The organism is Streptomyces sp. NPDC020958, assembly GCF_055562175.1.
The window spans coordinates 1-22,966 of record NZ_JBVHFU010000008.1; the positions used below are offsets into that span (position 1 = coordinate 1).

General features: G+C 71.7%; 24 protein-coding genes and 1 pseudogene. 16 read left to right on the top strand and 9 right to left on the bottom strand.

The window, feature by feature from the left end:
• Nucleotides 1–90 precede the first annotated feature (90 nt).
• The 3 genes from ACZ3KP_RS23025 to ACZ3KP_RS23035 all read right to left on the bottom strand — a co-directional run bounded on the left by ACZ3KP_RS23025 (nucleotide 91) and on the right by ACZ3KP_RS23035 (nucleotide 2,639).
• Nucleotides 91–1,485: a purine-cytosine permease family protein gene (locus tag ACZ3KP_RS23025; RefSeq protein WP_467501544.1), complete on the bottom strand. Its 1,395-nt coding sequence runs from the start codon at nucleotides 1,483–1,485 to the stop codon at nucleotides 91–93.
• A gap of 148 nt (nucleotides 1,486–1,633) precedes the next feature.
• Nucleotides 1,634–1,876 (bottom strand): chaplin, encoded by a 243-nt coding sequence (locus tag ACZ3KP_RS23030; RefSeq protein ID WP_467501545.1) that lies wholly within the window; start codon nucleotides 1,874–1,876, stop codon nucleotides 1,634–1,636.
• Nucleotides 1,877–1,988: 112 nt separating this feature from the next.
• Nucleotides 1,989–2,639: an FMN-dependent NADH-azoreductase gene (locus tag ACZ3KP_RS23035; RefSeq protein WP_358981186.1), complete on the bottom strand. Its 651-nt coding sequence runs from the start codon at nucleotides 2,637–2,639 to the stop codon at nucleotides 1,989–1,991.
• Nucleotides 2,640–2,772: 133 nt separating this feature from the next.
• On the opposite strand from ACZ3KP_RS23035, the gene ACZ3KP_RS23040 reads away from it, so the two are divergent.
• Nucleotides 2,773–3,123, top strand: a complete 351-nt coding sequence (locus tag ACZ3KP_RS23040; RefSeq protein WP_358981188.1) for a winged helix-turn-helix transcriptional regulator — start codon at nucleotides 2,773–2,775, stop codon at nucleotides 3,121–3,123.
• A gap of 18 nt (nucleotides 3,124–3,141) precedes the next feature.
• Here ACZ3KP_RS23040 and ACZ3KP_RS23045 read toward each other — a convergent pair whose 3' ends face one another.
• Nucleotides 3,142–3,408 (bottom strand): PLD nuclease N-terminal domain-containing protein, encoded by a 267-nt coding sequence (locus ACZ3KP_RS23045; RefSeq protein WP_358981190.1) that lies wholly within the window; start codon nucleotides 3,406–3,408, stop codon nucleotides 3,142–3,144.
• Nucleotides 3,409–3,437: 29 nt separating this feature from the next.
• Complete coding sequence (locus ACZ3KP_RS23050) at nucleotides 3,438–3,995, bottom strand: TlpA family protein disulfide reductase (RefSeq protein ID WP_467501546.1); 558 nt, start codon at nucleotides 3,993–3,995, stop codon at nucleotides 3,438–3,440.
• Nucleotides 3,996–4,059: 64 nt separating this feature from the next.
• Here ACZ3KP_RS23050 and ACZ3KP_RS23055 point away from each other — a divergent pair, with 64 nt between their 5' ends.
• The 10 genes and pseudogenes from ACZ3KP_RS23055 (at nucleotide 4,060) to ACZ3KP_RS23100 (ending at nucleotide 12,018) form a co-directional block, all read left to right on the top strand.
• The gene (locus ACZ3KP_RS23055) at nucleotides 4,060–5,517 is read left to right on the top strand and encodes a menaquinone biosynthesis decarboxylase (protein WP_360562864.1); all 1,458 of its coding nucleotides are present in this window, start codon (nucleotides 4,060–4,062) and stop codon (nucleotides 5,515–5,517) included.
• On the top strand, nucleotides 5,514–6,416 hold the full coding sequence (gene mqnP / locus ACZ3KP_RS23060) for a menaquinone biosynthesis prenyltransferase MqnP (protein ID WP_467501547.1): 903 nt from the start codon (nucleotides 5,514–5,516) through the stop codon (nucleotides 6,414–6,416). Before ACZ3KP_RS23055 ends, mqnP begins: the two co-directional genes overlap by 4 nt.
• 46 nt (nucleotides 6,417–6,462) lie before the next feature.
• Complete coding sequence (locus ACZ3KP_RS23065) at nucleotides 6,463–7,035, top strand: Uma2 family endonuclease (RefSeq protein WP_467501548.1); 573 nt, start codon at nucleotides 6,463–6,465, stop codon at nucleotides 7,033–7,035.
• A gap of 55 nt (nucleotides 7,036–7,090) precedes the next feature.
• Entirely contained in the window at nucleotides 7,091–7,738 is a 648-nt protein-coding gene (locus ACZ3KP_RS23070; protein WP_467501549.1) for a UbiX family flavin prenyltransferase, read from the top strand.
• Nucleotides 7,739–7,797: 59 nt separating this feature from the next.
• A complete protein-coding gene (locus ACZ3KP_RS23075) occupies nucleotides 7,798–8,253 on the top strand; it encodes an Lrp/AsnC family transcriptional regulator (protein ID WP_073901832.1) in 456 nt (151 codons plus the stop codon).
• Between the two features lie 61 nt (nucleotides 8,254–8,314).
• Nucleotides 8,315–9,478, top strand: a complete 1,164-nt coding sequence (gene mqnE / locus ACZ3KP_RS23080) for an aminofutalosine synthase MqnE (RefSeq protein WP_467501550.1) — start codon at nucleotides 8,315–8,317, stop codon at nucleotides 9,476–9,478.
• A 161-nt stretch (nucleotides 9,479–9,639) separates the two neighbouring features.
• Nucleotides 9,640–10,298: pseudogene (locus tag ACZ3KP_RS23085) on the top strand (UdgX family uracil-DNA binding protein).
• Between the two features lie 26 nt (nucleotides 10,299–10,324).
• Nucleotides 10,325–10,849 (top strand): GNAT family N-acetyltransferase, encoded by a 525-nt coding sequence (locus ACZ3KP_RS23090; protein ID WP_467501551.1) that lies wholly within the window; start codon nucleotides 10,325–10,327, stop codon nucleotides 10,847–10,849.
• A gap of 92 nt (nucleotides 10,850–10,941) precedes the next feature.
• Complete coding sequence (locus ACZ3KP_RS23095; RefSeq protein ID WP_358981206.1) at nucleotides 10,942–11,247, top strand: DUF4229 domain-containing protein; 306 nt, start codon at nucleotides 10,942–10,944, stop codon at nucleotides 11,245–11,247.
• A gap of 48 nt (nucleotides 11,248–11,295) precedes the next feature.
• Nucleotides 11,296–12,018: a TetR/AcrR family transcriptional regulator gene (locus ACZ3KP_RS23100; RefSeq protein WP_467501552.1), complete on the top strand. Its 723-nt coding sequence runs from the start codon at nucleotides 11,296–11,298 to the stop codon at nucleotides 12,016–12,018.
• 111 nt (nucleotides 12,019–12,129) lie between these two features.
• Here the strand turns inward: ACZ3KP_RS23100 and ACZ3KP_RS23105 are convergent, their stop codons facing one another.
• A complete protein-coding gene (locus tag ACZ3KP_RS23105) occupies nucleotides 12,130–12,972 on the bottom strand; it encodes a MaoC/PaaZ C-terminal domain-containing protein (RefSeq protein WP_467501553.1) in 843 nt (280 codons plus the stop codon).
• 16 nt (nucleotides 12,973–12,988) lie between these two features.
• Nucleotides 12,989–14,299, bottom strand: a complete 1,311-nt coding sequence (locus ACZ3KP_RS23110) for a 3-oxoacyl-ACP reductase (protein WP_467501554.1) — start codon at nucleotides 14,297–14,299, stop codon at nucleotides 12,989–12,991.
• A 76-nt stretch (nucleotides 14,300–14,375) separates the two neighbouring features.
• On the opposite strand from ACZ3KP_RS23110, the gene ACZ3KP_RS23115 reads away from it, so the two are divergent.
• Together ACZ3KP_RS23115 and ACZ3KP_RS23120 are read left to right on the top strand one after the other, a co-directional pair.
• On the top strand, nucleotides 14,376–15,659 hold the full coding sequence (locus ACZ3KP_RS23115; protein ID WP_467501555.1) for an acetyl-CoA C-acetyltransferase: 1,284 nt from the start codon (nucleotides 14,376–14,378) through the stop codon (nucleotides 15,657–15,659).
• Between the two features lie 314 nt (nucleotides 15,660–15,973).
• Nucleotides 15,974–17,848: an AMP-dependent synthetase/ligase gene (locus tag ACZ3KP_RS23120; RefSeq protein WP_467501742.1), complete on the top strand. Its 1,875-nt coding sequence runs from the start codon at nucleotides 15,974–15,976 to the stop codon at nucleotides 17,846–17,848.
• 117 nt (nucleotides 17,849–17,965) lie between these two features.
• Here ACZ3KP_RS23120 and ACZ3KP_RS23125 read toward each other — a convergent pair whose 3' ends face one another.
• Nucleotides 17,966–18,664 carry a TetR/AcrR family transcriptional regulator gene (locus ACZ3KP_RS23125; RefSeq protein WP_467501556.1) on the bottom strand — a complete coding sequence of 233 codons (699 nt, stop codon included), beginning with the start codon at nucleotides 18,662–18,664 and terminating at the stop codon, nucleotides 17,966–17,968.
• Between the two features lie 98 nt (nucleotides 18,665–18,762).
• Between ACZ3KP_RS23125 and ACZ3KP_RS23130 the strand changes: the two genes are divergently transcribed.
• Nucleotides 18,763–19,605: an NAD(P)H-binding protein gene (locus ACZ3KP_RS23130; RefSeq protein ID WP_467501557.1), complete on the top strand. Its 843-nt coding sequence runs from the start codon at nucleotides 18,763–18,765 to the stop codon at nucleotides 19,603–19,605.
• A 291-nt stretch (nucleotides 19,606–19,896) separates the two neighbouring features.
• On the opposite strand, the gene ACZ3KP_RS23135 is transcribed toward ACZ3KP_RS23130, so the two are convergent.
• Nucleotides 19,897–20,100: a cold-shock protein gene (locus tag ACZ3KP_RS23135; RefSeq protein WP_003992177.1), complete on the bottom strand. Its 204-nt coding sequence runs from the start codon at nucleotides 20,098–20,100 to the stop codon at nucleotides 19,897–19,899.
• Nucleotides 20,101–20,393: 293 nt separating this feature from the next.
• On the opposite strand from ACZ3KP_RS23135, the gene ACZ3KP_RS23140 reads away from it, so the two are divergent.
• Together ACZ3KP_RS23140 and ACZ3KP_RS23145 are read left to right on the top strand one after the other, a co-directional pair.
• Entirely contained in the window at nucleotides 20,394–21,242 is an 849-nt protein-coding gene (locus ACZ3KP_RS23140; RefSeq protein WP_467501558.1) for a menaquinone biosynthetic enzyme MqnA/MqnD family protein, read from the top strand.
• 61 nt (nucleotides 21,243–21,303) lie between these two features.
• The gene (locus ACZ3KP_RS23145; protein ID WP_467501559.1) at nucleotides 21,304–22,962 is read left to right on the top strand and encodes a serine/threonine-protein kinase; all 1,659 of its coding nucleotides are present in this window, start codon (nucleotides 21,304–21,306) and stop codon (nucleotides 22,960–22,962) included.
• Nucleotides 22,963–22,966: the final 4 nt, after the last annotated feature.

A 22,966-nucleotide genomic window follows, 5' to 3' on the forward strand; every position in this document is an offset into this window, starting at 1 on the left:
TGGCACCTCGCACCCGCCGGTGCATGACCGCCGCAGGGGCTGTCCGGCCTGACGGCCGGACAGCCCCTCACCAAGATCTTCATGGGCCTTCTAGGCGTTCCGGGTGCGTGCGTGCAGGGCCGTGTACAGGAGGGCGCTCACCGCGAAGCCGACCAGGGGGGTGATGTCGCCGAAGGACGGCCAGTGCTCCGGGACGTACCCCACGTAGTCCTCCTGGTTGGAGAAGAGCGGGACGGAGACCGCCACGCCCGCCAGCAGGGAGGCGAGCCCCGGCCGGTTGGTGAAGGAGCGGTCGGTCAGCCGGGCGGCCTGCTCCTCGTCGGTCGCGGTACGGCGCCGGAACCACCGCTCCACCAGCACCACGCCCAGCCAGGGCGCCACCCAGTACGCGATGACCAGCAGGAACGCCTCGTACGCCGCGCCCGCGTCGTCCAGCGAGGCCCAGGCCGCCGCCGTACCGGCGACGCCCGACACCACGACCAGCGCGCTGCGGCTGAGCCAGGTGGGCAGCCGCAGGCCGAAGGATGCGATGGAGATCGCCCCGGAGTACACGTTGAGCGCGTTCGCCGAGATCCCGCCGAGCATGATGGCGATCAGCACCAGGTCGCCCAGCCAGCCGGGCAGGTGACCGGTGAAGGCCGCCGTCGGGGTGGCGTCCTTCGGGGCTGCGAGGGTGGCCGAGGCAGCGCCGATGACGGCGACGACCGAGACGGACACGAACAGGCCGACGGCCGGCCACAGGACGGTCCGCACCTTGTTCGCCGTGCGCGGCAGATAGCGCGCGTAGTCGGCGGCGTACGGGTTCCAGCCGGCCGCGTATCCCCAGGCGGCGCTGAACGCGAGCAGGAAGCCGCCGATGCCGCCGCCGGAGCCGCCCCCGCCGAGGTCGGCGTCCTTGAACGTCCACACCCCGGCGAGCAGGAAGACGACCGCGAGCGCGGGGAACGCGTACTTCTCGAAGGTGTGCACGAAGTTGTGGCCGATGAAGCCGATCAGGATCTCCGCCACCACGACGAGCAGGAGGGAGGGGAGCGGGCGCAGGCCGGTCAGGGTGTTCAGGGCGAAGGCCGCGCTCACGCTGTTCACCGCGAACCAACCGACGCCCGCGAGCAGGCCGTTGGCGGCGGCGGGCAGGATGTTGCCGAGGCGGCCGAAGGAGAGGCGGCCGATCACCATCTGCGGGACGCCGAACCGCGGGCCGTCCAGCGACAGTACGCCCTGTGTGAGGGCGCCGAGCGCGGTGCCCAGCAGGATCGCGGCGGTCGCCGTCCAGAAGTCGAGGCCGAAGAAGAGGACCGCGATCACGCCGATGTAGACGGTCGCGAACTCGATGTTGGGAGAGGCCCAGGTCCACAGCAACTGGAGGGGACTGCCGTGCCGTTCGGCGTCGGGGATCGGCTCCGAGCCCGCCGCCTCCACGGCGATGACCCGGTCGCCGTACGCGGGGGCGATACTGGTGGTGGAACCGGCAGGAGCTGTCGTCATACGAGGTAAGTGTCGGGTTCGCCCCCGCTGCGGCCCAGGGGCGCACTGTCCGTTTCGGACGGCTCACCGGCGTACAACCTGCACGCACAGAGAAGTTCCGGAGGGCGCGTCGTCCTCCGGAAGTCCTCTGGCGGTGCCCGCGGCCGAGTCAGCCGTTGGTGCAGGTGTTGCCGGCCGCCGGGTTGAGCAGGCCGATCACGTCGACGCTGTCGCCGCACAGGTTGACCGGGATGTCGACCGGGACCTCGACGACGTTGCCCGAGAGCACGCCAGGGCTGCTGGACGCGGTGCCGCTGGCGTCGGCGCCGTTGTCGGCGAAGGCGGCGGTGGCACCGCCGAGGGCGAGGGCCGCGGCGACGGCGCCGGTGACGGCGAGGGAACGGATGCGCATGACTGCCTCCTGGGCGTCGGATGGGAACGCGTCCATCACAACCGCCCACCGCCGAACCCGCATGCGCTGCTGGGCCGATCGGTGCAACGGCCCCGCGCCGGGAGCCCGGTGCCTACGCGGCCAGGCGTTCCGCGAGGCTCTTCGCCTTGGTGGCCGCCTCCTGGAGGGCGCGGTCGCGGGACGCCTCGTAGAGCGGCACCAGCTCGGCCATCGCCGGGTTCTGCGGGGCCATGGTCAGCTCGGGCACGATGAAGTCGACGTCCAGGCCGAGCGCTTCGCCGAGGAGCGCGCTCAGGTAGTTCTGCACGTACTCGAACGGCTCGCGCGGGGTGCCCGGCGCGTACGAGCCGCCGCGGCTGGCCACGACGGTGACCGGGGTGCCCTTCGCGGACGGGTTCTCGCCGCCCGTGCGGCCGAACAGCACCACGTTGTCCAGCCATGCCTTGAGCGTCGAGGGGATCGTGAAGTTGTACATCGGGGCGCCGATGAGCACCGCGTCCGCCTGCTCCAGCTCCTCGATCAGCCGCACGCGGGCCGCGAAGGCCTCGGCCTGCTCGGGGGAGTGCGTGGCGGGGTCGGTGAAACCGGCGAGGTGGGTGGCCGCGGTGATGTGCGGCACCGGGTCCGCCGCCAGGTCGCGGTAGATCACCGTGCCGTCGGGGTGCTGCTCCTGCCAGGCCGCGCGGAACGCCTTCGTGACGGCGCGGGAGGCGGACATCTCGCCGGGGAGGAGAGAGGAGTCGATGTGGAGAAGGGTGGCCATGGGGCACTCCAGACACACAGGACAGCAGCCCGACACGGGGCCGCGGAGGCTGAGGATTAGTACTGAACTATAGATAGCACAGGTACTTACTTTTTCTCAGCTCAATCCCATGGTGGGGCTGTACCCTGATGCCATGTCGGTGGAGCAGGCCCATGACCCGGAGCGGTGCCAAGGTGTGGACGTCGGCATCACGCGCGTCTTCCAGGTGCTCGGCAAGCGCTGGAACGGCCCGATCCTGTCCGTCCTGATGGACCGGCCGGCCTACTTCGCCAGCCTGCGCCGCGCCATCCCCGGCATCAGCGAACGCATGCTCTCCGACCGCCTGGCCGAACTCGGCGCCGCGGGGCTCGTCCTGCGCGAGGTCGACGAGGGGCCGCCGCTGCGCGTCGCCTACCGCCTGACCCCTGCCGGCGCGGCCCTCGAACCCTCCCTCAGGGAACTCGGCGAGTGGGCGAAGGAACACCTGCCGGAGAGCCCCTGTTAGAGGGAGGGCACGGCCCTTTCAGTCCGTGTGCGGATCGTCCGGCTTCAGGGACTTCAGGAACTCCGGGTTGTCGTCCGGCGCGACCCACCGCTCGCGGGGCTGCCGTGTCTTTCCCGCGACGAGCCAGGCCACCGGGCCGACCAGGACCTCCCCGAAGACCAGGATGACCACCACCCAGGCCAGTTTCGGCAGCACCCGCACCTCGTCCTCGGGGGTGTTCAGGCAGTCCACGAAGGCGTAGATCCACAGCGCGAGGACCAGCAGGAAAGGCAGATACCTGAGCATGGCGGCCAGGGTAGCGGGTGCCCCCCGGCTCAGTGCCTCCCGGCGAGCAGCGGCCTGATGACCGTCCGGACGTCGGCCGCGGTGAGCGGGCTCAGGTACCGCGCGGCGATCTTTCCGTCGCGGTCCACGAAGAGGGTGTACGGCAGCGCCTGCGCCTTGTACCCCCTCGGCAGGCGGAGCAGCTGACGGCTCGCGGGGTCGTGCAGGCTCGGGTAGGACAGCCGGTGCTCCTCCTGGAACGCCCGCCCCTTCTCCCGCCGGGCGTCCATGTTCACGCCGAGCACCTGGACGCCCTCGGCCGCCAGCTCCCGCTGCGCCTGCGACAGTTCGGGCGCCTCGGCCCGGCAGGGACCGCACCAGGACGCCCAGACGTTCAGCACGACGACCTCGCCCCGGTAGTCGGCGAGCCGGACCGGGCGGCCGTCCAGGTCGTCGCCCGTGAGGTCGGGGGCGGTCTGCCGGTCGGCGGCCGCCACCCGGACCAGCGGGGAGACGGGCGAGGCGCCGGACTCCCGCGGGGGCGAGCACCCGGCCGACGGGACGGCGATCAGCAGGGCGAGCAGCGGTAACCAGCGGCGGACTGTCACAGCCGACGAGTATCGCAGGGGGCGGTGACCGGGTCCGCACCCCGGGTGGCCGATACTGGGACACATGGCTTACGACGATCTTCGCTCCCTGCTCCGGGCACTGGAGCGCGAGGGAGACCTCAAGCGTGTCAAGGCCGAGGTCGACCCGTACCTGGAGGTCGGGGAGATCGTCGACCGGGTCCAGAAGGCCGGCGGCCCGGCACTCCTCTTCGAGAACGTCCGCGGCTCCGCCATGCCGCTGGCGATGAACGTCTTCGGCACCGACCGCAGGCTGCTGAAGGCCCTCGGCCTGAAGTCGTACGGCGAGATCTCCGAGAAGATCGGCGGGCTGCTGCGCCCCGAACTCCCGCACGGCTTCGTCGGGGTGCGGGAGGCGTTCGGAAAGCTCGGCGCGATGGCGCACGTACCGCCGAAGAAGGTGAAGTCCGACAGCGCGCCCGTGCAGGAGGTCGTCCTGAAGGGCGACGAGGTGGACCTGGACCAGCTGCCGGCCCTGTTCACCTGGCCGCAGGACGGCGGCTCCTTCTTCAACCTCGGGCTCACCCACACCAAGGACCCGGAGAGCGGGATCCGGAACCTGGGTCTGTACCGCCTCCAGCGCCACGACCGGCGCACCATCGGCATGCACTGGCAGATCCACAAGGACAGCCGCAACCACTACCAGGTGGCGGCGCGGCGCGGCGAGCGCCTGCCGGTCGCGATCGCCTTCGGCTGCCCGCCCGCCGTGACCTACGCCTCCACCGCACCCCTGCCCGGCGACATCGACGAGTACCTGTTCGCCGGGTTCATCGCGGGCAAGCGGATCGAGATGGTCGACTGCAAGACCGTCCCGCTCCAGGTCCCGGCGCAGGCGGAGGTCGTCCTGGAGGGCTGGCTGGAACCGGGCGAGATGCTGCCGGAGGGCCCCTTCGGCGACCACACCGGCTTCTACACCCCGCAGGAACCCTTCCCGGCGCTGACCATCGACTGCGTGACGATGCGCCGCCGCCCCCTGCTCCAGTCGATCGTCGTCGGCCGCCCCCCGACGGAGGACGGCCCGCTCGGCCGCGCCACGGAGCGCTTCTTCCTCCCCCTCCTGAAGATCATCGTCCCGGACATCGTGGACTACCACCTCCCCGAGTCCGGCGGCTTCCACAACTGCGCGATCGTCTCGATCGACAAGAAGTACCCGAAGCACGCGCAGAAGGTCATGCACGCGGTCTGGGGGGCGCACATGATGTCCCTCACCAAGCTGATCGTGGTCGTCGACTCCGACTGCGACGTCCACGACCTGCACGAGGTCGCCTGGCGGGCCCTCGGCAACACCGACTACGCGCGCGACCTCACCGTCGTCGAAGGCCCGGTCGACCACCTCGACCACGCCTCCTACCAGCAGTTCTGGGGCGGCAAGGCGGGTATCGACGCGACGAGGAAATGGCCCGAGGAGGGCTACACCAGGGACGGCGGCTGGCCGGACATGGTCCTTTCGGACCCGGACACGGCGGCGAAGGTCGACCGCCGCTGGAAGGAGTACGGCCTGTGAGCTCCGCCTCCGCAGCACTCCCGCAGCCGGGACGCACCAAGGCGTTCCTCCGCCTGGTGATGATCGAGCACTCGGTCTTCGCGCTGCCCTTCGCGTACATCGCCACGCTGACCGCGATGTTCGAGCTGGACCGGAACATCCACTGGGGCCGGCTGCTCCTGGTCACCATCTGCATGGTCGGCCTGCGGACGTTCGCGATGGCGGTCAACCGGATCATCGACCGCGAGATCGATGCCCGGAACCCGCGCACCGCACACCGCGAGCTGGTCACCGGTGCGATGAGCGTGAAGCACGCCTGGACCGGCGCGCTGATCGCGGTGGCGGTCTTCCTCGGCTCGGCGGCCCTGCTCAACCCCCTGTGCCTGGCGCTCGCGCCGGTCGCCGTGATCCCGATGGTCGTCTACCCCTACGGCAAGCGGTTCACGAACTTCCCGCAGGCCATCCTCGGCCTCGCCCAGGCCATGGGCCCGATCGGCGGCTGGCTAGCGGTGACCGGCGAGTGGTCCTGGGACGCGGTGATCCTGGGCCTCGCCGTGGGCGTCTGGATCGGCGGCTTCGACCTGATCTACGCCTGCCAGGACGTCGAGACCGACCGCGAGATCGGCGTCATGTCGGTCCCGGCCCGCTTCGGCATCCCGGCGGCCATCCGGGGCGCCCGGGTCTGCCACGCGGTGACCACCGGCCTGTTCGTCTGGTACGCGGTCGTCACCGGCGCCGGCGCGTTCTTCTGGCTGGGCCTGGTGATCGTGGCCGGTGCCTTCCTCTACGAGCACTCCATCGTCCGCCCGCACGACCTCTCCCGCCTCAACCGCGCCTTCTTCAGCGTCAACGGCTTCATCGGCATTGCCCTGTTCGTGTGCGCCTTGCTGGATCTCCTCGTCCGGGGTCTCAGCGTCTGAATACGGTGCGGCCTACCATCGAGGGCAGGACCCCAGGGAGGCCAGCATGACCGTCTCGGGCATCGACCGCCTGCACTCGCAGCTCAGCAAGCTGGAGGACATGTTCCCCGGCTATGTGGTGGAGATTGTCGAGGGCAGCATCGTGATGAACCCGGTCAGGCCGTTCCACGGAAGGACGATCCAGCGTCTGTGGTCCATCGTCGAGGAGCAGCTGCCGCCGGGGTGGGTCGTGGTGAGCGATGTGGCGTTCCCGTTCGACGACGCGCACGAGTTCTGTCCGGACATCGCGGTCATCCCCGCCGAGGCGGAGGCCGAGAACTCCAGCTCCTACACGCCGGATCTCATCGAGCTCGTCGCGGAGGTCGTCGCCCCGGAGAGCATTCGGCGTGACTACGAGGTGAAGCCTCGTTGGTACGCCTCGCGCGGCATCGCGAACTACCTGGTACTGGACCCGCTCAAGGGGCACCTCGTCACGATGTGGAATCCCACCGCCGAGGGCTACCTCGGCCGGGACACCATCCGCTACGGCCCCGAGCTGACCGTCGTCTCGTCGCTCGGCAAGCTCACCCTGCCCACCTCGCACCTCCCCGTCGACCCGAAGGCGCCCCACCCCGCCTGAGCCTCGGTCGGCACGCCGGTACGCTCAAGGTGTGAACGCAGGAGAAACGCAGCGCGTGCCTTGGATCGTGGGGGTGTCCGGGGCGTCCGGTACGCCCTATGCCGCCGCCGTGCTGCGCGGCCTGCTGGACGCGGGGGAGAGCGTCGACCTGGTGGTCAGCCGGGCCTCACGGCTCACGCTGCTGGACGAGACCGGCATCTCCTTCCGGGACGCGCACTGGCGCCAGGACCTGGGGGAGTGGCTGGCGCGGGGCGCCGACGGCAAGCCGGGCACCTTCGAGACGGACCTGACGCGGGTGCGGTACTGGAGCGCCGGCGACCTGGCCGCCGGGCCGTCCTCGGGGTCGTACCCGGCCAAGGGCATGCTGATCGTGCCGGCGTCCACCGCCGCCGTCGCCGGGGTCGCCCTCGGGCTCTCCAAGGACCTGCTCCAGCGGACGGCCTCCGTCACCCTCAAGGAGCGCCGCCCGCTCGTCGTGGCCGTCCGCGAGACACCCCTGGGCGGTCAGACCCTGCGCCACCTCGTCACCCTGGACGACCTGGGGGCGGTCGTCCTCCCCGCCTCGCCGGCCTTCTACGCGGGCGCCACCCACATCCAGGACCTGGTCGACTTCGTCGCCGGACGCGTCCTGGACGCCGCGGGCGTCGGACACCGGCTCTACCGCCGCTGGCAGGGCGACCTCGGCGGCGGCGCGGACAAGTAGCGGTACCTCAACACCATCTCTCATCCACTCCGGAACTTTCAGCGGAAGGCTTCGATCGCATGGACGCCGTGGACAGGCAGCTCATCCAGGCCCTGAGGGAGAACGGCCGGGCCTCGTACGCTGAGCTGGGCCGTCTCGTCGGACTGTCGGGACCCAGCGTCACCGACCGCATCAACCGGCTGGAGGCGGCCGGGGTCATCACCGGCTACCGGGCGACCGTGAACGCGGCCTCGCTCGGGCTCGGCGTGATCGCGCTGATCGGCATCTCCCTCTCCGACGCGGCCGACCACGAGGACGTGGCCCAGCGGCTGCGGGACCTGCCGGAGATCGAGGACTGCTGGTTCATCGCAGGCGACGACTCGTTCATGCTCAAGGTGCGGTCGACGGACGTCGACGGTCTGGAGAAGACCATCCGGCGGTTGTCCGGCACCAAGGGCGTGTCCCGGACCCGTACCACGATCGTGCTGTCCACGAAGTGGGAGAACCGGGTCGGGGAACTGCCCGAAGAGGTCTAGCCGTACGGTTGTCAGAGTCTTCCGGGAGTCTTCCGGGGAGTCTTCCGAGAAAGGTGTGGGAATGGACGTCGGGCTCAAGCGTGAGCTGGAGGAGAAGGTCAGGGCCGGTGAGCGGCTGACCCGCGAGGACGGCATCGCGCTGTACGAGTCGGACGACCTGGCCTGGCTGGGCGGCCTCGCCCACGAGGTGCGCACCCGCAAGAACGGTGACGTCGTCCACTTCAACGTCAACCGCCACCTCAACATGACGAACGTGTGCACGGCGTCCTGCGCGTACTGCTCGTTCCAGCGCAAGCCGGGCGAGAAGGACGCGTACACGATGCGCATCGAGGAGGCGGTGAAGCTCGCGAAGGCGATGGAGGGCGAGAACCTCACCGAGCTCCACATCGTGAACGGCCTGCACCCGAACCTGCCGTGGCGTTACTACCCGCGCTCGCTCAGGGAACTGAAGGCGGCGCTGCCGAACGTCTCGCTGAAGGCGTTCACGGCCACGGAGATCCACCACTTCGAGACGATCTCCGGGCTGTCCGCCTCCGAGATCCTCGACGAGCTGATCGACGCGGGTCTGGAGTCCCTGACCGGCGGCGGTGCCGAGATCTTCGACTGGGAGGTCCGTCAGCACATCGTGGACCACCGCACCCACTGGGAGGACTGGTCGCGCATCCACCGCCTGGCGCACGAGAAGGGCCTGAAGACCCCGTGCACCATGCTGTACGGGCACATCGAGGAGCCCCGCCACCGCGTCGACCACGTGCTGCGCCTGCGTGAGCTCCAGGACGAGACCGGCGGTTTCCAGGTCTTCATCCCGCTGCGCTACCAGCACGACTTCGTGGACATGAAGGACGGCAAGGTCCGCAACCGGCTCCAGGCGCGCACGCAGATGGCGACGGGCGCGGAGGCGTTGAAGACCTTCGCGGTGTCGCGCCTGCTGTTCGACAACGTCCCGCACGTCAAGGTCTTCTGGGTGATGCACGGCGTGCAGACGGCGCAGCTGGCGCTCCAGCACGGGGCCGACGACATGGACGGCTCGGTGGTCGAGTACAAGATCACCCACGACGCGGACAACTACGGCACGCCGAACAAGCTGACCCGCGAGGACCTCCTCGACCTCATCCGCGACGCGGGCTTCCGCCCGGTGGAGCGCAACACGCGCTACGAGATCATCCGCGAGTACGACGGCCCGGACCCCGCGCGCCGCGAGTCCCCCCAGCCGATGCGGATCTGAGCGGACCGACGGTGCGCTTTCGGGTGCGGGAGCGTGGGGGCTTGTCGCGCAGTTCCCCGCGCCCCTAGAAGAAGGGGCGCGGGGAACTGCGCGAGCGACCCCCACTCACTCGCACCCGGAGACGAATCACGTACCCCCCCCGCGGCGGGTACCCGGCCCCCATGTCCACCACCGATGCCCCGGAGGAGGCGTACACCGCGCCCCCCTTTCTCCCCGACGGCCGGGCGCCGAGCCTCACCGCGCTCCGGCGGGCCGCCGCCGGCTGTCGTGGGTGCCCGCTGCACCGGGACGCCACGCAGACCGTCTTCGGGAAGGGCAAGGCGCACGCCCGGGTCATGCTCGTCGGCGGGCAACCCGGTGACCAGGAGGGCCGGCATGGCGAGCCCTTCGTCGGCCCGGCCGGGAAACTCCTCGACCGGGCTCTCGCGGACGTCGGCCTCGACCCGGCCGACACCTACGTGACCAACGCCGTCAAGCACTTCAAGTTCACCCGGTCCGGACCCGTAAGCGCCGCATCCACCGGGCCCCCACCCTCCGCGAGATGTCGGCCTGCGTCCCCTGGCTCGCCGCGGAGCTGGCCGTCGTCGCCCCGGAGCTGCTCGTCGTGCTCGGCGCCACCGCCGGAAAGGTCCTGCTGGGGTCGTCGTTCCGGGTCGGCGAGGTGCGCGGGACCGTGCTGGAAAGGGAGATACACGGCCGCCCCGAGCGCATCCTCCCCACCGTCCACCCGTCCTCCGTCCTGCGGTCGGACGATCGCGCGGGGGCCCACCGGGGCCTCGTCGCCGATCTCGAAGTCGCCGCGCGAACCCTGTCGTCCTAGCGCCCGGTAATGGCTACACTGCCGGAGTGCCTCTTACCTTCACTCTCGACCCCGACATCACCCCCGCCCTGCGGGACGGCATCCTCGACCTGTGGACGGAGGTGTCCAACGCGGGCGGAGCCGTCGGCTTCGTCGCCCCGGTGCCCCCGGAGGACATCCGTCCGGAACTGGTCCGGCACTTCGTCGCCATGGCCGAGGGCCGCCACCGGCTCCTCGTCGGCCACGACGAGTCCGGCACCGTCGCCGCCACCGCCTTCTTCGCCTTCAACACCCACCGTCTGATGAAGCACTGGGTGTGGCTGTACACGGTGATGGTGCACCCCAAGCACCAGGGCCAGGGCCACGGCCGGGACCTGCTCGCCGCGGCCGCCGACGCGGCCCGGGGATTCGACGGCACGACCGCGATACGGCTCACCTGCCGCGGCGGCCACGGCCTGGAAGGCTTCTACGGCTCCTGCGGATACCAGGAGGTCGGCCGGGTCCCCGGCGCGATCCGGGTCGCCCCCGGCGACGACCGTGACGACATCACCATGCTGCTCCCCCTGGCCTGACCCACCCCACTGCAAGACCCCACTGCAAGATCGGCCCCGCGCCGTGCTTCACTGGACGGTGCCCCTTTTCGTCGTCGGAAGACTGGATTGAGATGCTCCGCTACACGCTGATGCGCCTCGGTATCTTCGCGGGCTGCCTCCTCGTCGTCTGGGGCCTCGTCTACGCCGGTGCGTTCCCCCGTGGATTCGGCGACTCCAACCCGCTGTGGATCCTGCTGCTGTCCCTCGTCCTGTCGGCGCCGATCAGTTTCGTCGTGCTGCGCAAGGAGCGGGACCGTGCGTCGGTGCAGGTCTCGCAGCGGGTCGACCGGATGAAGGCCAACATCGAGGCCAACCGCAGCCAGGAGGACGACGTGGCCGACGAGGCCGCCGCCCCGGCCCGGAGCCAGACCTCCTGAACCGCACGGGCGGCTCCCAACCCCCGGGTCGCAACTAGGCTTTGGCCCATGGGTGCCGTGAAGACCAAGCGGATGCCGCGGGCGGTGCGTGAGCAGCAGATGCTCGACGCCGCCGTGCGGACCTTCGGACAGCGCGGCTACATGGCCGCGTCCATGGACGAGATCGCCGAACTCGCCGGGGTCTCCAAGCCGTTGGTCTACCTCTACCTCAACTCCAAGGAAGACCTGTTCACGGCGTGCATCCGCCGTGAGGCCGACGCGCTGACCGAGGCGGTCCGCACCGGCGTCCGCCGGGAGCTGCCCGCCGACCGCCAGCTCTGGGACGGGCTCCAGGCGTTCTTCGCGCACACCGCCGCCCACCCCGACGGCTGGTCGGTGCTGCACATCCAGGCCCGTACGCACGGCGAGCGGTTCGCCTCCGTGGTGGCGGCGATGCGCGAGGAACTCGTCGCGTTCGTGACCCAGCTCATCGCCGTCGCCGCCCGGCAGGCGCTCCCCCACTCTCGAACATGCTCGTGCGGGGGGACCCCCATCGACCCCGACCTCGCGGAGGGGGAGGTGGCGGGCCTCGCCGAAGCCCTGGTCGGCGCTGCCGAGTCCCTCGCCGCCTGGGCCAACGCCACGCCGGGGGTGACCGCCAAGCAGGCCGCCACGACCCTGATGAACTTCGCCTGGGCGGGCCTGGGCGACCTGATGGAGGGGCGCCCCTGGTCCCCGCCCCACCCGACGGCGTCCGCCCCGGCCGGCCACCGCCCGGAAACGCTCCGCTGACCGCCCACGCCGGCTACCGGGGCGCCTGTCCCTGCTCCTGCGCGGGGCCGACATCCGCACCGCCGCGATCCCTTCCGGTCACCGGCCCGGGACCCCGCACAGCCCTCCCGCTCAGGCGTCCCACGAGGAGACCCGGCCCCGGACGTGCACCCGGTCCCGGTCCGGGCCGCGCAGTTCGAAGCGGCCGGTGCCGTCCGCCGTGTACAGCACCGTCGCCGGGAGCGGTACCGGTGCCCGGAACTCCGCCGTCACCCGGGCTCGTTCGGGCACCCCGTGGGCGGCGAGGCAGCGGGCGACCGTCCACATGCCGTGCGCGATGGCGCGGGGGAAGCCGAAGAGCCGGGCGGTGGGCGCGGAGAGGTGGATGGGGTTGCGGTCCCCGGAGGCGGCCCCGTACCGCCGCCCGACGTCGCCGGCGATCCGCCACTCGTCGACGACGGGCAGCGGCTCGTGCGCCGCGCGCGGTTCCGCACCGTCGTACGACGTCCGGTGCCGCGCGAGGTAGGTGCTCCGCGACTCCCACACGACGGCCCGGCCGGTCCGCATCTCGGTCACGACGGCGGCCTCGGTTCCACGCCGGTGCGGGCCCAGCCCCTCGACGCGGACGGCGACCTCGTAGACCGCGTCCGCGGGCAGCTCCGCGTGCCGGGAGATCTCGATGGACGTGTGCACGAGCCCGAGCAGCGGGAGCGGGAAGTCCCGGGCGCTCATCAGCTTCATGGCCAGCGGGAACCCGAGGACATGGGGGTAGGTGACGGGCAGCCCCTCGGCCCCGGTGGCGAACCCGCAGACGCGCTCGTAGGCGGCGAGCCTCGACAGGTCGGGGCGCAGCCCGGGGAGCACGAGCGGGGTGTGGGGGAACGCCGCGTCGGAAGCGGGCCTCTTGAAGGGCGACAGCAACGCCCCTCGCACGAACAGGGGCCCGAGGGCGGGCGGGTCGGTCAGGACTGTCACGGGGTTCGCCTTTCCGCTACGCGCCCAGCAGGCTCTGCCCGCAGACCCGCACGATCTGCCCGTTGACCGCGCCCGATCCCGGCTGCGCCAGCCACCCCACCGTCTCCGCCACGTCCCCCGGCGTCCCGCCCTGGCCCAGCGAGTTCATCCGCCGCCCCGCCTCCCGGATGAACAGCGGGATCGAAGCGGTCATCCTGGTCTCGATGAACCCGGGCGCGACGGCGTTCACCGTCACCCCGTACTCGGCGAGCGCCCGCGGCGCGAGCCCCCGCACCAGCCCGACGATCCCCGCCTTGCTCGCGCCGTAGTTCGTCTGCCCCGCGTTGCCGGCGATCCCGGCGATGGACGCGGTGCCCACGATCCGCCCGCCGGCGTTGACCGCCCCCCGCTCCAGCAGTGCGTCCGTCGCGCGCAGCACGCTCCCCAGGTTCACGTCGAGCACCGGACCCCACCGCTCGGCCGGCATGTTGACCAGCCGCCGGTCCCGGGTGATCCCCGCGTTGTGGACGAGGACGTCGAGCCCCGCCGGCAGCGCGTCGGCGATCCGCGCCCCCGCGTCCGCCTCGGTGACGTCGAGGGTGAGCGCCTGGCCGCCGAGCCGCTCGGCGACCGCGTGGGCCTGCGCCCCGGCCGCCGGTACGTCGAGGACGACCACCCGCGCCCCGTCCCGTGCCAGCGTCTCGGCGACGGCCGCGCCGATCCCGCGGGCGGCCCCGGTGACCAGCGCGGTCCGCCCGGCGAGCGGCCGTTCCCAGTCGTCCGGTACGGCGAAGGGGCCCGCGCCGACCTCGATCACCTGTCCGCTGACGTACGCCGACCGCGGGGAGAGCAGGAACCGCAGGGTGGACTCGGCGGACCGGGCGTCCCCGGCGAGCCGGACGAGGTTGACGGTCCTGCCCCGCCCCGCCTCCTTGGCCAGGGACCGGACGAACCCCTCCAGCGCCTGCTGCGCCGCGTACTGGTGGTGGTCCGTGGGGTCGAGCGGGGCGCCGAGCACGACGATGCGGCCGCTCGCGGCGACCGACCGCACGACGGGGTGCAGGGCCGCGTGCACCTCGCCGAGCGCTTCGACGTCCCGTACACCGGTGGCGTCGAGGACGACGGCGACGGGGGAGTCGGCGCCGGGCCGCAGGCCGGTGCGGGCCAGCACCGGGGCCAGTTCCGCGTCCAGATCCGGCTTGCCCGCGGTCAGTTGCAGCAACTCTCCGGTGAAGCCGGGGTGTTCGGGGGACCAGCGGATCAGCTCGGCCGGTTGCGGCAGCCCGAGCCGCCGGGTGAGGAAGCGGCCGGGCGCGGATCCGGCGAAGCTCAGATAACGGTCTGCCATGCCCAGCCCCCATGTGCTTACTCTGGAGTAAGGTTACCGGAGGTAATCCTATGTCACCGGGGATGAAGAGGTCGAGATGAGTGCTGTGAGGTTCCCTCGCCGGGTCGCGGTGATCGGCGGCAGCCGGATCCCCTTCGCCCGCTCCGACGGCCCGTACGCCACCGCCTCCGACCAGCAGATGCTGACCGCGGCCCTGGACGGACTCGCCGACCGCTTCCGGCTGGAACAGCCGCGCGCGGTGGGGGAGTTCGTCGCCGGAGCGGTGCTCAAGCACAGCCGGGACTTCAACCTCGCCCGCGAGACCGTCCTCGGCTCGAAGCTGGACCCGCGCACCCCGGCCTACGACATCCAGCAGGCCTGCGGCACCGGGCTGCAGGCGATCGTCGCCGCCGCCAACAAGATCGCCCTCGGGCAGACGGAGTCGGCCGTGGCGGGCGGCGCGGACACGGCGAGCGACGTGCCCCTCGGCGTCAACGACGCGCTGCGCCGGATCCTGCTCGAAGCCCGCCGGGCGAAGTCCCTCGGCGGCCGGCTCGCGGCCCTCGCCAGGATCCGGCCCGGTCACCTCGTCCCCGACATCCCGCGCAACGCCGAGCCGCGCACCGGTCTTTCGATGGGCGAGCACGCGGCGGTGACCGCACGGGCCTGGGGGATCGAGCGGCGGGCGCAGGACGAACTGGCGGCCGCCAGTCACCAGCGGCTGGCGGCCGCGTACGAACGCGGCTTCTTCGACGACCTGGTGGTCCCGTTCCGCGGCCTGACGCGGGACCAGAACCTGCGCCCGGACTCCACCGTGGAGCAACTCGCGCGCCTCAAGCCGGTGTTCGGCACCGCGGACCCCGACCCGACGATGACGGCCGGCAACTCGACCCCGCTCACCGACGGCGCCGCGCTCGTGCTGCTGGCCTCCGACGACTGGGCGGCCGAGCGCGGCCTGCGGCCGCTCGCGTACCTGACGGCCTACGAGACCGCCGCGGTCGACTTCGTGCACGGCGACGTCGCGGGCGGCGAGGACGGGCTGCTGATGGCGCCCGCGTACGCGGTGCCGCGCATGCTGGAGCAGGCGGGCCTCGACCTCGCGGCCGACTTCGACCTGATCGAGATCCACGAGGCGTTCGCCTCTCAGGTGCTGGCCACCCTCGCCGCCTGGGAGAAACGGGGACTGCCGGCCGTCGACCGGGACCGGCTGAACGTCAACGGCTCGTCGCTGGCCACCGGGCACCCGTTCGCCGCCACCGGGGCCCGGATCGTCGCGACCCTTGCCAAGGCGCTCGCCGAGCGGGAGAGTCCGGGACGGGGGCTGATCTCCGTCTGCGCGGCGGGCGGTCAGGGGGTGACGGCCGTCCTGGAACGACCGTGACCCGGTCGGTGAGGGGCTGATGTGAGAGACCCTCACGTAACCTCCGGGATTGCACAGGCTTGGCCCCGTACCATCCCGGAAACCTCACAACGCCGCCACAGCGGAGCCGTACGCTCTCCGTCCAACCGCCGGTAACCCCTTTCGGAGGTCCGGCCCCGGTGAACGCCTCGCCGCATGAGGCACGTACGTGATGCAGCAAGCAGTTCACCGCTGCACGCCCGAGGAGCCGCCCCGTGTCCACTTCCTCCTTCCAGAACGCCGCCCCGGTCTCCTCCGGCGTCACCGTCAACGCCACGGACTACGACGGGAAGCCGATCCTGGTCGAGCCGCACGTCCAGCGGCTGGACGGAGCCGTGCGGGAGGCGTACGTACCGCCGTTCGCACCGCCGATACGGCACGGCTCGCTCGCCGACCTGCCGTTCGAGAACGCCGAGCGGGAGCCGGACGCGGTGGTGCTCAGCCGCAAGACCGACCCCGAGGACGGGCGCTGGGAGAACGTGACGGCGGCTCAGTTCGCCGCACAGGTGCTGGCGGTGGCGAAGGGGCTGATCGCGGAGGGCCTGATGCCGGGCGACCGGATCGCGGTCATGGCCCGGACGACGTACGAGTGGACCCTGCTCGACTTCGGCGCCTGGGCGGCCGGCCTGGTCACCGTCCCGATCTACCCGACCTCCTCCGTCTTCCAGACCCGCTGGATCCTGCACGACTCCGGCGCGGTCGCCCTGGTCACCGAGACGAGCGCGCAGGCCGCCGCGCTCGGCCCGGAACTCGACCGGCTGCCCGACCTGCGGCACCTGTGGGTGATGGACAAGGGGCACGTGGACCGGCTCGCGGAGGCGGGCGGGCACGTCCACGACGCCGAGATCGGTGTCCGGCGGGGCATGCTCGGCCCCGACACCCTCGCCACTCTCATCTACACCTCGGGCACCACCGGTCGCCCCAAGGGCTGCGCCCTGTCGCACGGCAACTTCTTCGCCGAGGTCGACAACGCGATCGAACTCCTCTACCCGATCTTCAAGGCCCGCAACGACGAGGAGGTCTCCATCCTCCTCTTCCTTCCCATGTCCCACGTCTTCGGCCGGATGGTGGCGATCGCCTGCGTCCGCGCCCGGGTCCGCCTCGGCCACGCCTCCAGCCTCAAGGCCGAGGACCTGCTCCCGGACCTCGCCGCCTTCAGGCCGACCTGCCTGCTCACCATCCCGTACATGCTGGAGAAGGTCTTCAACACCGCCCGGGCGAAGGCGGAGGCGGGCGGCCGGGTAGCCGTCTTCGACCGCGCCACCGGCATCGCCCAGCGCTACGGCGAGGCAGTGGAGGCCAGACAGACCGGCACCGGCAGCGGCCCCGGCCGCGCCCTGAAGACCGCCCGCGCCTTCTACGACCCGCTCGTCTACCGCCGTATCCGCGCCGCCATGGGGGGCAGGGTCCGCCACATCATCTGCGGCGGCTCACCGCTGGGCCGCCGCCTCGCCGCGTTCTACGCCGGCGCGGGCATCGAGATCTACGAGGGCTACGGCCTGACCGAGACCACCGCCGCCGCCACCTGCACCCCACCGCTCAAACCCCGGCTGGGCACGGTCGGCTGGCCGATGCCCGGCACCAAGGTCCGGATAGCCGCCGACGGGGAGATCCTGATCGCGGGTGACCACGTCCTGCGCGGCTACTGGGACCCGGCGGCCGGCGGGGTCGTCCCCGCCACCCGGGACGGCTGGCTGGCCACCGGCGACATCGGCGAACTCGACGACGAGGGCTACCTCACCATCACCGGCCGCAAGAAGGAGATGCTCATCACCGCCGGCGGCAAGTCGGTGGCCCCCGCACCACTGGAGAACTGGCTGCGCTCGCACCCCCTGATCTCCCAGGTGATGCTGGTCGGCGACGGACTGCCCTACGTCAGCGCGCTGATCACCCTGGACCGGGACGGCCTCACCCACTGGCGGCAGATGAACGGCAAGCACCCGGTGCCGCCGGAACTCCTCCTGGACGACGCCGAGTTGCGCGCCGTCCTGCAACGGGCCGTCGACGAGGCCAACAAACTCGTCTCCCGCCCCGAGTCCATCCGCCGCTTCACCGTGCTCCCCGTCGACTTCACCGAGGAGGCGGGCCACCTGACCCCGTCGATGAAGCTCCGCCGCGACACGATCATGAAGGACTTCGCACCAGAGATAGAAAGCCTGTACGCCAAGTAGTCAACACCGCTCAGCCAGCCCCCCCGTTAGGTGCGCTGGGGGTCCCCCCGGCCGGAGGCTGGGGGAGGAACTGCGCGACCAGCCCCTACGGCGCCGCACCCGAAGAACCCCCGGGGGTCACCCCTCCTCGGCCAACCGATCCAACCACTCCCCCAGCAACTGCCGCTCCGCCCCACTGAGCACCGTCTGCTCGGGAAGCCCGGCGCGTAGCGCCCGCGCCGCCCCGGCCGGCCCCGCGGCGCGCACCGCAGGCTCCTCCGTGGTGATCGCCGTGACCATCGCCTCCCTCAGCGTGCCGAGCAGCGCCGGGTCGCGGTCGGACTCCGGCATGGACAGCCAGGTGAGGACGGCGCCGCGGGCCGTGGCGTGGATGACGTCGGCCGCGAGCGTCTCGCCGACGCGCAACAGCCCGGCGACGGCCAGCCGCCGTACCCGGCCGCGGAGGATCTCGAGACCGGTCCGGAAGGCGGGCGAGTCCCGGCGCGAGACGTCGCCGTACATCAGGGAGTACAGCGCGGGGTTCTCCAGGCCGAACCGGACCGCCAGGTCCCAGCTGTCCCGCAGGTCCTGGATCGGGTCCTCGGGGTCGGGGTCGACCTTCTTGCTCGCGAGGAAAGTGGCGAAGCCGTGCTCGGCCACCGCCTCCAGCAGCCCCTCCTTGTCGCCGAACAGCCGGTAGATGGCCGGGGGCTGGAGTCCCGCGGCGACGGCCACCGCGCGCGTGGTGACGGCGTCCCGTCCGTCGCGCTCCAGCAGGGCGATGGCGGCGTCGACGACGCGTCGGCGGGTGTCCGTGTCACGTGGTTCCGAGGGCATGCACCGATGATATCGCCGATATCACTCTCTTGCTTCCACCGTTAGTATCGGTGTTACGCTCACATCGATATCGCTGATACCAACCTGCGGAGGCCATTGTGATCATCGTGACCGGAGCGACCGGACGGCTCGGCAGCCGGATCGTGGCGCGACTGCTGGACTGGGTGCCGGCCGACCGGGTCGGCGTCAGCGTCCGGGACCCGAAGAAGGCGCGGGCCCTCGCCGACCGGGGGGTGCGGGTGCGCCAGGGCAGCTTCCGCGAGCCGGAGGGACTCGCGCACGCCTTCGAGGGCGCGTCCCAGATCCTCCTCGTCTCCGTCGACCGGATGGGTGAGGAGACCGTACGGCAGCACCGCACCGCCATCGAGGCCGCGGCCGCGGCCGGCGCCCGCCGGGTCGTCTACACCGCCCAGATGGGCGCGAGCCCCACCTCCCGCTTCCAGGCCTGCCGAGACCACGCGGCCACGGAGCGGGACCTGGCCGGCTCCGGCCTGTCCTGGACCTCCCTGCGCAACGGCTTCCACGCCGCCAGCGGGCTCGACTTCCTGGCCCAGGGCCTCGCGTCCGGGCAGGTCGCCCTGCCCGCCGACGGCCCGGTCTGCTGGACGGCCCACGACGACCTGGCGGAGGCGGCCGCCGTCGTGCTGGCCGACGAGGGCCGCTTCGAGGGGCCGACGCCCCCGCTGACCGGCTCGGAGGCGCTCACCTTCGCCGACCTCGCCGAACTGGCCGGGGCGACCAGGACCACGGTCCCCGACGACGAGTTCGTCCGCCACCTGGTCGGCGACGGGGTCCCCGAGGAGACGGCCGGACACCTGCTCGGCATCTTCACCGCGGCCCGCGAGCAGGAGTTCGCGACCGCCGGCCCCGCCCTGGCGGACCTGCTCGGCCGCGAACCCGTCTCCATGCGGACACTGCTGCGCGAGCGCCTGGCCGGGTGAGGGGACGCCCGCCAGGTGCATTCCGGCGGAAAACGTCGAGAAGCGCCGAGAAGTGCCGAGAAGGTACCGAGAAGGAGCCGAGAGGACTCCAGGCGGACGTCACGTAGCCACAGGGGAAACGCGGAATTGCATACAGGGGCCGCGGGCGCGCGTCGCGGCGGTCTTGCGCGCTTCCCCGCTTCTTCCGCCCCGCCGTTTCCTCCTGGGAAAAGGCAGGAGCCCCGTCGCCGGATGGCGCGGGGCTCCTTGGGTACTGCACTCAGTCTGCGATCAGACTTGGTTTGTCTGGGATCAGACGGGGGTGACGTTCTCCGCCTGCGGACCCTTCGGGCCCTGCGTGACGTCGAAGCTCACCTGCTGGTTCTCCTCGAGGGAGCGGAACCCGCTGGCGTTGATCGCGGAGTAGTGGACGAAGACGTCGGGGCCGCCGCCTTCCTGGGCGATGAAGCCAAAGCCCTTTTCGGCGTTGAACCACTTCACGGTTCCGGTAGCCATAAGCCCTCCTTGGGCTCAAAAGGGTCGCCCTGCTCCAGAACCTGCAAGTGTGAAAACAAACTAAGTGCCGCACAACTGCATATGTCTGAAAACGACGAGAGCCCGCGGTTACATGCTCCGCAGGCTCTGTACTGCAAGGGAAACCAAACTGCAACTTGCGGCGAGCCTAGCATGTGGGCAGCCGAATGCAACAGAGGCCAAGATCACGTCACCCGGACGTTTGAATGATCCCGGGGGGCCTTGACGGCGGGGCCGGTCTCAGCACGGTACCCCATGGGGTCTAGTCTCGCGATGTGGACAATTCTCGCACCCGGCCGCGCGTCGGACACATCCAGTTCCTGAACTGCCTGCCCCTGTACTGGGGGCTCGCGAGAACCGGCACCCTCCTCGACTTCGAGCTCACGAAGGACACCCCGGAGAAGCTCAGCGAGCGGCTGGTGCGCGGGGACCTGGACATCGGCCCCATCACGCTGGTCGAGTTCCTGCGCAACGCCGACGACCTGGTCGCCTTCCCGGACATCGCCGTCGGCTGCGACGGCCCCGTGATGTCCTGCGTGATCGTCTCGCAGGTCCCGCTGGACCAGCTGGACGGCCGCCGGGTCGCCCTCGGCTCCACCTCACGCACCTCGGTCCGCCTGGCCCAGCTGCTGCTCGCCGAGCGCTACGGCGTCCAGCCCGACTACTACACCTGCCCGCCCGACCTCAGCCTGATGATGCAGGAGGCCGAGGCCGCGGTACTGATCGGCGACGCGGCCCTGCGTGCCAACCTGCTGGACGGCCCGCGCTACGGCCTGGAGGTCCACGACCTCGGCGCGCTGTGGAAGGAGTGGACGGGGCTGCCCTTCGTCTTCGCGGTCTGGGCGGCGCGCCGCGACTACCTGGAGCGCGAGCCGGGCATCACCCGTGACGTGCACGCCGCCTTCCTCGACTCCCGCAACCTCTCCCTGGAGGAGGTCGCCAAGGTCGCCGAACAGGCCGCCCGCTGGGAGGCCTTCGACGAGGCGACCCTCGCCCAGTACTTCACCACCCTCGACTTCAGCTTCGGGGCGCCGCAGCTCGCGGCGGTCACCGAGTTCGCCCGCCGGGTGGGCCCGACGACCGGGTTCCCTGCGGACGTGAAGGTCGCTCTGCTGGAACCCTGACAGGCAATAGGCTGCTGCGTGGACTCCGGGGGGTCCGGACTCTCTCAGGGGGTGGGGGCACATGCAGCCGCTCGCGGGTGACGAACCCACGGCCGTCGGCCCGTACCGGCTGCTCGGCCGGCTCGGCTCCGGCGGCATGGGCCGGGTCTACCTCGGCCGGTCGGCGGGCGGCCGTACGGTCGCGGTGAAGATCGTGCACCCGCACTTCGCGCCGGACGAGGAGTTCCGGGCCCGGTTCCGCCGGGAGGTGGCCGCCGCCCGGCGGGTCGGCGGGGCCTGGACCGCCCCCGTACTGGACGCCGACCCGGACGCGCCGGTGCCCTGGGTCGCCACCGCCTACGCGGCCGGACCCTCCCTGACGGCCGCCGTCACCGACGGCGGTCCGCTGCCCGCGCACACGGTACGGGCGCTCGGCGCGGGGCTCGCGGAGGCGCTCGCCGCCGTCCACGAACTGGGCCTGGTGCACCGGGACGTGAAGCCGTCCAACGTGCTGCTCACCCTGGACGGGCCGCTGCTCATCGACTTCGGCATCGCCCGGGCGACCGACGGCACCGCGTCGCTGACGTCCACGGGGGTCTCGATCGGCTCTCCGGGATACATGTCTCCCGAACAGATCCTCGGCAAGGGCGTCACGGGCGCCGCGGACGTCTTCTCGCTGGGCGCGGTGCTGGCGTACGCGGCGAACGGGGAGCCGCCCTTCCGGGGCGACTCGTCGGCCGCGCTGCTCTACAAGGTCGTCCACGAGGAACCGGAACTCGGCCCCCTGAGCGGTGAGTTGCGGGCGGTGGTGGAGGCGTGTCTGGCCAAGGAAGCAGGGGAGCGGCCGGGGCCTGCGGAGTTGGCCCGGCGGCTGGCTCCGCAGGGGGCCGCGCGCCTGGTGACCGGCGGGTGGCTGCCGGGGGCGCTGGTGGAGCGGGTGAGCCGCAGCGCCGTACAGGTGCTGAACCTCGACGCGGGTGCGGACACGGCGGCGGGCGTGGCCGGGGACGCGGCGCGGGACGCCGCGGCGGTGCCCGGGTCGGGGCCGGTGGGGTTCAGCAGTCCCTCGCTGGGGGAGTTCGGCCCACTGCCGCCGAAACCGCCCCACGAGGCCGGGGCTTCCGTGACCCCGGTGGCCGCCGCGGACCCGTCGTCCCGAAAGGTGTCGGTGAGCGTCGCGGCGACCGCCGTACCCGGGGAGGGTGGGCGCGGCCGCCGGGTCAGCTGCACGGTGGCGCTGGCCGTGGCCGGGGCGCTGGCCGTGGCGACGGTCGGACTGGGCTTCCTGGCACGACCGTGGCTCCACGGCGACGACGGCAGCAGCGCGGGGTCGAACCAGGCGGGCTCCCCTCCCGCCTCCTCGGGGGGCGCCACGGCGTCCGGGGGCGCGGTCCCGGCGTCCTACCTCGGCACCTGGGAGGGCACGGCCACCGCCCTGCAGGGCAACCTCCCGGTCGGCACCTTCCGGGTCACCGTCGTCCAGGCGGCCGTCGGCGCGGAGCTGGGCCGGCTGCGCCAGACCGACCAGCTGGGCGGGGTCTGCACGGACGTCCTCACCCTGAAGTCCGTGACGAGGACGAGGCTCGTCGCCTCCTCCACGGGCGCCAAGGGCAACCACGACGGCTGCGACCCCGCCACGAACACCGTCTACCTGACCCCGGACCACGACACCCTGGTCTACACCTCGGACAGCTCGGCGGAGGGCAACCCGGTGGCCGTGATGACGAAGACGTCAGGCTGACCCC

Coding starts and splice junctions, on each gene's coding strand:
- ACZ3KP_RS23025 (WP_467501544.1), bottom strand. CDS start 1,485: ATGACGACAGCTCCTGCCGGTTCCACCACCAGTATCGCCCCCGCGTAC.
- ACZ3KP_RS23030 (WP_467501545.1), bottom strand. CDS start 1,876: ATGCGCATCCGTTCCCTCGCCGTCACCGGCGCCGTCGCCGCGGCCCTC.
- ACZ3KP_RS23035 (WP_358981186.1), bottom strand. CDS start 2,639: ATGGCCACCCTTCTCCACATCGACTCCTCTCTCCTCCCCGGCGAGATG.
- ACZ3KP_RS23040 (WP_358981188.1), top strand. CDS start 2,773: ATGTCGGTGGAGCAGGCCCATGACCCGGAGCGGTGCCAAGGTGTGGAC.
- ACZ3KP_RS23045 (WP_358981190.1), bottom strand. CDS start 3,408: ATGCTCAGGTATCTGCCTTTCCTGCTGGTCCTCGCGCTGTGGATCTAC.
- ACZ3KP_RS23055 (WP_360562864.1), top strand. CDS start 4,060: ATGGCTTACGACGATCTTCGCTCCCTGCTCCGGGCACTGGAGCGCGAG.
- ACZ3KP_RS23065 (WP_467501548.1), top strand. CDS start 6,463: ATGACCGTCTCGGGCATCGACCGCCTGCACTCGCAGCTCAGCAAGCTG.
- ACZ3KP_RS23075 (WP_073901832.1), top strand. CDS start 7,798: ATGGACGCCGTGGACAGGCAGCTCATCCAGGCCCTGAGGGAGAACGGC.
- mqnE (WP_467501550.1), top strand. CDS start 8,315: ATGGACGTCGGGCTCAAGCGTGAGCTGGAGGAGAAGGTCAGGGCCGGT.
- ACZ3KP_RS23095 (WP_358981206.1), top strand. CDS start 10,942: ATGCTCCGCTACACGCTGATGCGCCTCGGTATCTTCGCGGGCTGCCTC.
- ACZ3KP_RS23100 (WP_467501552.1), top strand. CDS start 11,296: ATGGGTGCCGTGAAGACCAAGCGGATGCCGCGGGCGGTGCGTGAGCAG.
- ACZ3KP_RS23110 (WP_467501554.1), bottom strand. CDS start 14,299: ATGGCAGACCGTTATCTGAGCTTCGCCGGATCCGCGCCCGGCCGCTTC.
- ACZ3KP_RS23115 (WP_467501555.1), top strand. CDS start 14,376: ATGAGTGCTGTGAGGTTCCCTCGCCGGGTCGCGGTGATCGGCGGCAGC.
- ACZ3KP_RS23125 (WP_467501556.1), bottom strand. CDS start 18,664: ATGCCCTCGGAACCACGTGACACGGACACCCGCCGACGCGTCGTCGAC.
- ACZ3KP_RS23135 (WP_003992177.1), bottom strand. CDS start 20,100: ATGGCTACCGGAACCGTGAAGTGGTTCAACGCCGAAAAGGGCTTTGGC.
- ACZ3KP_RS23145 (WP_467501559.1), top strand. CDS start 21,304: ATGCAGCCGCTCGCGGGTGACGAACCCACGGCCGTCGGCCCGTACCGG.